The sequence below is a fragment of the Halobacillus sp. genome (genome assembly GCF_049282395.1).
GTDB lineage: Bacteria > Bacillota > Bacilli > Bacillales > Halobacillaceae > Halobacillus.
Genome location: NZ_JBAPTY010000292.1, coordinates 1 through 7844 on the forward strand (window position 1 = coordinate 1; position 7844 = coordinate 7844).

7 protein-coding genes are annotated in these 7844 nt (G+C 43.7%); 1 reads left to right on the forward strand and 6 read right to left on the reverse strand.

Annotated features, from left to right (window positions below; genetic code table 11):
* Window positions 1–64: 64 nt before the first annotated feature.
* Both WAM07_RS12775 and WAM07_RS12780 read right to left on the reverse strand, forming a co-directional pair.
* Window positions 65–766, reverse strand: a complete 702-nt coding sequence (locus WAM07_RS12775) for a CoA transferase subunit A (RefSeq protein WP_422167397.1) — start codon at window positions 764–766, stop codon at window positions 65–67.
* An 11-nt stretch (window positions 767–777) separates the two neighbouring features.
* The gene (locus WAM07_RS12780; protein WP_422167399.1) at window positions 778–2145 is read right to left on the reverse strand and encodes an aspartate aminotransferase family protein; all 1368 of its coding nucleotides are present in this window, start codon (window positions 2143–2145) and stop codon (window positions 778–780) included.
* Window positions 2146–2374: 229 nt separating this feature from the next.
* Here WAM07_RS12780 and WAM07_RS12785 point away from each other — a divergent pair, with 229 nt between their 5' ends.
* Window positions 2375–4012: a PucR family transcriptional regulator gene (locus WAM07_RS12785; protein ID WP_422167401.1), complete on the forward strand. Its 1638-nt coding sequence runs from the start codon at window positions 2375–2377 to the stop codon at window positions 4010–4012.
* Window positions 4013–4098: 86 nt separating this feature from the next.
* Here WAM07_RS12785 and WAM07_RS12790 read toward each other — a convergent pair whose 3' ends face one another.
* The 4 genes from WAM07_RS12790 to WAM07_RS12805 form a co-directional block, all read right to left on the reverse strand.
* Window positions 4099–4785, reverse strand: a complete 687-nt coding sequence (locus tag WAM07_RS12790; RefSeq protein WP_422167402.1) for a toxin regulator — start codon at window positions 4783–4785, stop codon at window positions 4099–4101.
* A 237-nt stretch (window positions 4786–5022) separates the two neighbouring features.
* Entirely contained in the window at window positions 5023–5907 is an 885-nt protein-coding gene (gene galU, locus WAM07_RS12795; RefSeq protein ID WP_422167403.1) for a UTP--glucose-1-phosphate uridylyltransferase GalU, read from the reverse strand.
* Between the two features lie 95 nt (window positions 5908–6002).
* Window positions 6003–6902: a formyltetrahydrofolate deformylase gene (gene purU / locus WAM07_RS12800; RefSeq protein ID WP_422167405.1), complete on the reverse strand. Its 900-nt coding sequence runs from the start codon at window positions 6900–6902 to the stop codon at window positions 6003–6005.
* Between the two features lie 70 nt (window positions 6903–6972).
* Window positions 6973–7497, reverse strand: coding sequence for a GNAT family N-acetyltransferase (locus WAM07_RS12805; protein WP_422167406.1), 525 nt, complete (start codon window positions 7495–7497; stop codon window positions 6973–6975).
* Window positions 7498–7844 lie beyond the last annotated feature (347 nt).

Genomic DNA, 7844 nt, shown 5'->3' on the forward strand with positions numbered 1-7844 from the left:
AAGTTAACGATCATGCCGGGGTCTATTTCCTTAGCCGCCCGCCTGGCCATCCGGTTGCGCAGATCTACTCCCATGCCCATGTCCAGTTCACCCCTTTACTTTGAATAATCATATCAACGAAAATCCCGGGGGTTACCACGCATTCAGGATCTAATTCACCCGCCGGTACAATTTCTTCGACCTCCGCAATCGTGTAGTCCCCTGCCATAGCAACAAGTGGGCTCGTATTTCTGGCACTTGTATCGTACACAAGGTTGCCAAAAGTGTCTGCTTTTTTTGCATAGACAATGGAAACTTCAGCTCTTAGCGGCATTTCCAGAATGCACGTTTTTCCATCGACCGTCACCTTTTGTTTCCCCTCTTCCACCATACTTCCAAGTCCTACATCGACTAAAATTCCTTTCAAACCTACGCCGCCCGCTCTGATTCGCTCAGCGAGTGTACCCTGCGGTGAGAATTCTACCTCTAACTTTCCATCCGTCATTAATTGACCCGCCACAGGATTGGAGCCGATGTGTGAGGCGATCATCTTTTTCGCAAGTCCACGGCTGACGATACGGCCGATGCCGATATCAGGAAAAGCAGCGTCATTTCCAATCAGTATCAGATCCTTGATTCCCTTTTCTAAAATGGCTTCAATTAGTGTTGGCGGGTTTCCGATCCCTCCAAAGCCTCCGAACATTAGCGTGCTTCCGTCGTGAATATAGGACAAAGCTTCATGTATAGTTCCTAATTTATTTACAGGCTTTTGTTTACTTTTTTGCATCTTCATTCCTCCTATCCAGTCGAATCCATGTATCCCTTCAGCATCAAATCTCCTTGAACTTCGTGAATAGATTCTTGAAGCAGCTTCACTAAAGTATCCATTTCCTGCTTATTGATTGTTAATGGAGGAGAGACAATAATGGCATCTCCGTCGCCTCCTTCAATTCCCGCTGAAGCCGGGTAAATCAGCAGTCCCTTATCCCGGGATTTTTCAACCAGGAGCCGGGTAAGGTTCAGATGTTTAGGGAATGGTGTCTTCGTAAACAGGTGAGATACAAATTCAATTCCTATCAGCAGTCCTTTCCCGCGAACGTCTCCAACGATCGGAGTCGTAAGTGCCATATTTCTCAGCTGATTTACTAAATACTCACCATTTTTAGCGGAACGGGAGACCAGCTGGTGTTTTTCGATAAAGGTGAGAACAGCTAGAGCTGCAGCCGAAGATTGGGGGTTGGCACTGTAGGTGTGCCCTCCGATGATTGCTTTTGACCCTTTACGAATTGGTTCCAATACCCGGTCATGAATAAGAGCAGCGGCGATTGGTGCATAGCCTGCGCTCATTCCTTTTCCAAGTGTAAGAATATCCGGCTTAACTCCGTAATGCTCCATTGCGAACATTTTTCCTGTCCGGCCGATTCCTGTCATAACTTCATCAGCAATAAATAATACCTGATGATGATCGCAAATTTCTTTAATCCGTTTGTAGTACTCAGCAGAAGGAACAATGACTCCTCCAGCTGCTCCTATAATGGGTTCCGCTATGAACGCAGCTACCTGTTCAGCACCAGTGCGGCGAATGGCTGCGTCCAGTTCATCCGCACATTTCAATTCAAACTCCGCGCAGGATTCCTGAGTGGGCCGCCGGTAGCAGTAGGGCGGCGAAATGCCTGGATAATCTTCTAACATTGGTGCAAAACGTTTCCTTCGCTCCGTATGGCCTGACATGGAAAGTGCCCCCATGGTGATCCCGTGGTAACTGGTCCAGCGTGAAATGATTTTATGCTTCTGGTACATCCCTTGCTCCTGCCAATACTGCACAGCAATTTTCAAGGCCGTTTCATTTGCCTCCGATCCACTATTTACAAAAAAAGAATAATAGGGATCGTCCGCACCAAAAGCAAGATCATTTAATTTCTCCGCTAGCTTCTCGGCCGGTTGGGAAGTGAACTGAGAACGGTAAACAAAGGAAATATTCCTTGCCTGTTCAGTCACAGCCTCCACAATCTCAGGCACGGCATGACCGATACTTGCGGTAACGGCTCCAGAGGATCCATCTAAATATTTGTTCCCATGTTCGTCATATATGAAGACCCCCTCCCCATAAGCAGCTACTGGATAAACATCATCAAATGCCGGCTTAATCAACCATGAATCGTTCATTTTCCTGCCTCCTTCCTATTCCCACAAATTCCTGCACCCATATTCTTGTAAAAGATTCCTATTACATATAGTTTATGTTAATTTGCAGTTCATTTATATTCGTCTTTATCATGTAATTCACACCTTTTTTATTGTACGCTTTGTATAATAAATAAAAGGAATATCTATTCTTAGAAAAGATGAATGAAGGGATCTTTATACAAAGATGTGAAATAAGGGGGAGATGAACGTGAGCATTACGGTTTACGAAGCTTTACGGCTTCCGGGTCTCTCGTCGGCGAGACTCATCGCAGGACAAGGCGGTACTCATAACTTGATTAAATGGGTGACGACCGTAGAGGTTATTGAAGATATCAGCCGGCTTCAGGAAGGGGAATTTTTAGTTACCACTGGATATGGATTGGATCAGCATAGTGAACACTTTCAAAAGCTATTGGCCATGAAGAAACTATCCGGCGCAGCCATCTACACCGGTTTTTATCTGAAACAGATTCCTCAGGCGTTTAAGGATATCGCGAACCAGAATGATTTGCCTTTAATCGAACTTCCTACCGATCTCAACTTTTCCAGCATTACCAAAAGTATCTTAGAACAGATTGTCAATAAACAAATGGAGTTAATCTCGTCTTCCCTGGATTTTCATAAACAATTAACCCAGCTCGTAGTAAAAAACGAAGGAAAACCCAGCATTTCTGATCGCCTTTCTCTTTTGACCGGCACCTCTCTATTTATCATGGATGAGTCAGGTGAACTTTCCTATTCTGTGCAGAAGCATGAATCGATCAGAATCGATGAAACAGAACTCCTAGTGCATCAGGATTCTTTACCTTACAAAGATTTATCAGAAAAGTGCCAGTTCGAAAGGCAGCCCCTGGAACTGGAGCTGCATAGATTCAAGATCCTCTTCTACCCTATTTCGGCCAATGAAAAAAACTACGGCTGCCTGATTGCGATTAAAGAACTGGATGAATGGAGCGATCTTCATATAAGTACGCTCGAGCATGCCGCTGCCGTATTTGCAATTGAATACCTGAAAGAAGAGGCCGTTTTACAAACCCAGCACCGTCTCCGGGGAGAGTTTCTCGAGCAGCTGATCAACAAGAATTTTCAAACTTCGTCGATGGCGTTGGAACGGGGAAAGAAACTGGGATTTGATCTCTCCCTGAGTCAGGCCATCCTTTACGTAAAATTGGAAAGCATTAAAGATAGCAGCCGCTTTAAGAAAAGCATGGATCTTCTTAACGATCTTGCTCGTAAGGAATTGGAAAAGCTGGGTCGCCAGTTTGTAATTAGAGAACGGCTCGAAGGATTAATGATTCTTTTTGAAGTGAAAGAGGGAAGGAATAAAAACTGGAAACAGGACAGCCTTAAGACAGCCGCGATCCTACATCGTTTATGGAAACAAAGACTCCCGCGAGTTCAAGTCACGGTCGGGGTTGGCAGAACCTATGCAGAGGTCAGCCGGCTGAATCAGAGTGCTGTAGAAGCTGAATATGCAGCCGACCTTCATACCCTCCTGTTTATGGAGAAAGAAATCATCCATTATGACGACCTGGCTGCCTTTCACTTACTGCTTCAAATGAAAGAAGCCGGACTCAGCCTCAAGCAGTTCTACGAGGAACAAATGGGCAGCTTATTAAATAAGAGTAAGCAGGGCATTGACCTTATTCATACGCTCGAAGCTTTCTTTAAACATAACAACCATATTCAGGCGACTGCATCAGAGCTGTTCATCCACCGCCACACCTTGAAATATCGTTTAAACCTTATTGAGGAGCGAAGCGGTTATCATCTGGATTCAGCCGATGACCGGTTAAAGCTTCAGCTGGCGATGGCAGCCTATAAGCTGGAGCAGTACTATCAGTAATAATGAAAATATAAGCAGCTGTTTCAATAAGGGCTGGGTTCCCATCAAACAGAACCCAGCCCTCTCCTGAAGATATTATTTATACACTATTGCTCAATCTGATCCACAGCAATAGCTGGAACAGTAATCTCTCCCCCCATGGTCGATTCATAGGTTAAGAGACCAAGCGAAACTCCCATGATTGTAATCTTGTCATCTTCTAATATGCGTGAATTCATAATACTGGAATCGTAAGAAACAAAGATGACTTGATCATAATCATCATCAACAGCAATCCTTAATTGTGTTTCTTCTCCTTCTGCTTCAATCACTTGAATAACTTCCCCTGAAAACTTAACCTTTTCTCCTTCATAATCATCAGGTGTGCGGGCTAATTGTTCAAACGTGGTACCTGTCTCGTATCCTTTCTTAGCTTCTTCCTCCGCCTCTTTCCTTGCTTTCTCTTCTTCAGCTTCCTGCTTAGCTTTTTCTTCGGCTGCTTTCTTTTCAGCTGCCGCTTCTTCAGCTTCCTCCTTTTTCTTCTCTTCAGCTAACTTCCGCTCTTTCTCTTTTTCACTTAGTTTAAACCATGGCTCTGCTTCAGCTAATTTAGCTTCAAGTTCTGCGATAGTTTGATCTTTTTGCTCGACCTCTTCTTCTAGTGAGGCGACTTTATTATTAAGACTTTCACTTTCGGCTGTATTTCCAGAAGCCATTCCAATCATAATAAAAAAGATAATAGCACTGCCGCTGATCCACAACCAGACTTTTTTCTTATTCTTTTTTGTTTCCAAAATTCATCCTCCTAAGACTAAAGACATAATGATTCTATAGTATTATCGGCTAAGATCCGAGGAATTCCATGCAGTTAAACACTTATCTTCAATAAAATGCTCAGTAAAATCGGTTAAAAACAATGGGAACCCCGATGATAAAGGCAGAAGGCTGTTCGTAAATAAAAAAACTATCATAGTCTATAAAAGGGCAAACAAAAAAGGCTGCCCCTGAAGAGACAGCCTTTCCCACATTAATTAACTTTTCACTTTCTCATGAGACTCTACCAACTCCGTAATTAATTCCATCACATCGTCTCTCAAGTCCTCACGTTCTAATGCAATTTCAATGGTCGTTTTGATAAAGCCAAGCTTTTCACCCACATCGTAGCGGGCACCCTCAAAGTCATAAGCAAACACGCGTTGAATCGTATTCAGGTGCTGGATGGCATCCGTTAATTGAACTTCGTCACCGGCGCCTTTCTCCTGCTTATCCAGATACATCATAATCTCTGGTGTAAGAACGTAGCGACCCATGATCGCAAGGTTAGATGGAGCCTGCCCTTTAGGCGGTTTCTCAACGAAATTTTTCACGCCGTACAAACGGCCATTCTTATTTTCAGGATCAATAATCCCATAACGGTGCGTCTGATCCTCTTCTACCTGCTGAACTCCAATAACAGAAGAGCGCGTTTCTTCGTATTGGTCCATCAACTGCTTCAGTCCCGGTTCTTCCGATCGGATGATGTCATCACCTAGAAGAACGGCGAACGGTTCATCTCCAATGAACTTACGGGCACACCAGACCGCATGTCCCAGGCCTTTAGGTTCTTTTTGACGAATGTAGTGAATATCTACATTCGAGGTTTCGTTCACCTTATCGAGCATTTCAAATTTCTCTTTGCTCATTAAGTTGTCTTCCAATTCGAAGTTTTTATCGAAATGGTCTTCAATCGCACGTTTCCCTTTACCTGTTACGATAATAATATCCTCAATGCCGGATTTAATTGCTTCTTCCACTATGTATTGAATAGTTGGCTTATCTACAATTGGCAGCATTTCTTTTGGCATGGCTTTTGTTGCAGGGAGGAACCTTGTCCCCAGCCCTGCTGCCGGGATAATCGCTTTTTTTATTTTCCCCATTCCATTCATTCCACCTTTAGCATGAATTTTGTCTAACTTTAGTATAATTTAAAAGGCAGATTATAACAAACCGAATCTTTTATGGTAAAAAAGACTTAAAATACAATCGTTTTATTTTCATGTACAATAACCCGGTCTTCGATATCCCACTTAACCGCTCGGGTTAGTACACTTCGCTCGATTAAACGCCCTTTTTTCTTTAAATCTCGGACGCCGTTCCGGTGATCGACCCGGATTACATCCTGTTCTATAATCGGACCTTCATCCAGATCATCTGTGACATAATGAGAAGTTGCTCCGATCAGCTTAACACCGCGCTCGTAAGCACGCTTGTGCGGGCTCGCTCCGATAAACGCCGGCAGGAACGAGTGGTGAATATTGATAATCTTGGAGGGATGCGCCGCCACGAAATCCGGGGTTAAAATCTGCATATAACGAGCGAGAACAATCACGTCCACCTCATACTCGTCTAAAAGCCTCAGCTGCTCAGCTTCGACTTCTTTTCGAATTTCTTTATTTGCTGGAATATAGTAAAACGGAATCCCAAATGACTCCACAATTTCCCTTCCAGTTTCATGGTTACTGATCACAAGCGCAATATCCGTCATCAAATCGCCGCTCTCCCATTGGTAAAGAAGCTCCCTTAGACAGTGAACTTCTTTAGAAGCAAAAATCGCTGTTTTCTTTAAGTTGGATAAAAAAGTGAGCTTCCACTTCATTGAAAATTGCTCGCCAATATCGTTGAAAGCTTCCCTGATTTCCGATTCCTTTTCTTTCATACCAGGGGCTTCAAATACGATCCGCAGGAAAAAAGTACCCTCGCTGGGATCCGTCGTATATTGACTGGATTCCACAATATTCGCTCCCTGCTCGAACAAAAATGTAGAAATGGCTGAAACGATGCCTGGCTGGTCGCTGCAGCTTACCAGCAGCCGTGCTTTGTTTTGATTATTAGTTAAGTATTGCTGTATTTGTTCGTTGTTGTATGAAGACATAGACTACCTCACCTTTTATTCGTTGTTTCTTTCATTATAGAGGAGGGTGATTCGATTGAAAAGGTAAGCCTTATTTTTTCAACCAGAACCTTTTTAACACATTTCCATCCTCTTCTATGTAGTCTTCATCAGCATCTCCACCGTTATTGAGAATGGTTTTAAAGGAGGCTGTATTCCATTCATCACATACAACAAGTGCCTCGTTTATTCCCAAGCCCTTCGTTTTCTCTAGAGACAGCGCCAGAAGCTTGCTCGCGTATCCTTTTCTTCTTTCGGACGGCCGGATGCCGTACCCGATATGTCCGCCGCTGTTCCGAAGCAATTCCGTTAGATCGTGACGAATATTGACGACTCCAAGGATTCTCTTCTCAGAGTTAATCAGCCAGTAGGTGGAATTGGGAACCCGCCCTTCCGGCAGTTTTACTCCATTCTCTTGATTAATTAAATATTGAACCATTTCTCCGAAGGGCACCGGATCCTTTTGAATGACCCAGGGCACCATTTTTTCACCGCTTGCCAGCCATTCGTTATAGAAAGATAGGTACTCCTTTTCTAACTCGACAGTAGGTTTGACTAAATACAATTCCTCATTCATCTAATCTTTAACCCCTTTCCTATGTTTTGGTTCTTTCAGAAAAGCTCCCGTTTGTTGAAGACTTGATTTCGAGCCTTTTGTGAGAATTTGGTCCTGCGGGGGACGATTTCGCTTTTCGCGGGCATGTGCTGAGCTTCCTCGGGCTTAACAGCCCTGCGGGATCTCACCGATCATGTTCATCCCGCAGAAGTCTACATCGTCCCCCTCCGGACCTGGCTAAATCTGAGACTCGAAACGGCTTTATCCTTACCTCGCTTGAGGAGAAAAAAACACATGGGCTTATAGAATTTTTTTAGTCTAAAATATGCGGTATAACCTGTTATATAAGCATTTCAGTCAGTTTAAGG

Bases quoted from the DNA above. Each gene is read 5' to 3' on its own strand.
- WAM07_RS12775 (WP_422167397.1), bottom strand. From the start codon at position 766: ATGCAAAAAAGTAAACAAAAGCCTGTAAATAAATTAGGAACTATACAT.
- WAM07_RS12780 (WP_422167399.1), bottom strand. From the start codon at position 2,145: ATGAACGATTCATGGTTGATTAAGCCGGCATTTGATGATGTTTATCCA.
- galU (WP_422167403.1), bottom strand. From the start codon at position 5,907: ATGGGGAAAATAAAAAAAGCGATTATCCCGGCAGCAGGGCTGGGGACA.
- purU (WP_422167405.1), bottom strand. From the start codon at position 6,902: ATGTCTTCATACAACAACGAACAAATACAGCAATACTTAACTAATAAT.
- WAM07_RS12805 (WP_422167406.1), bottom strand. From the start codon at position 7,497: ATGAATGAGGAATTGTATTTAGTCAAACCTACTGTCGAGTTAGAAAAG.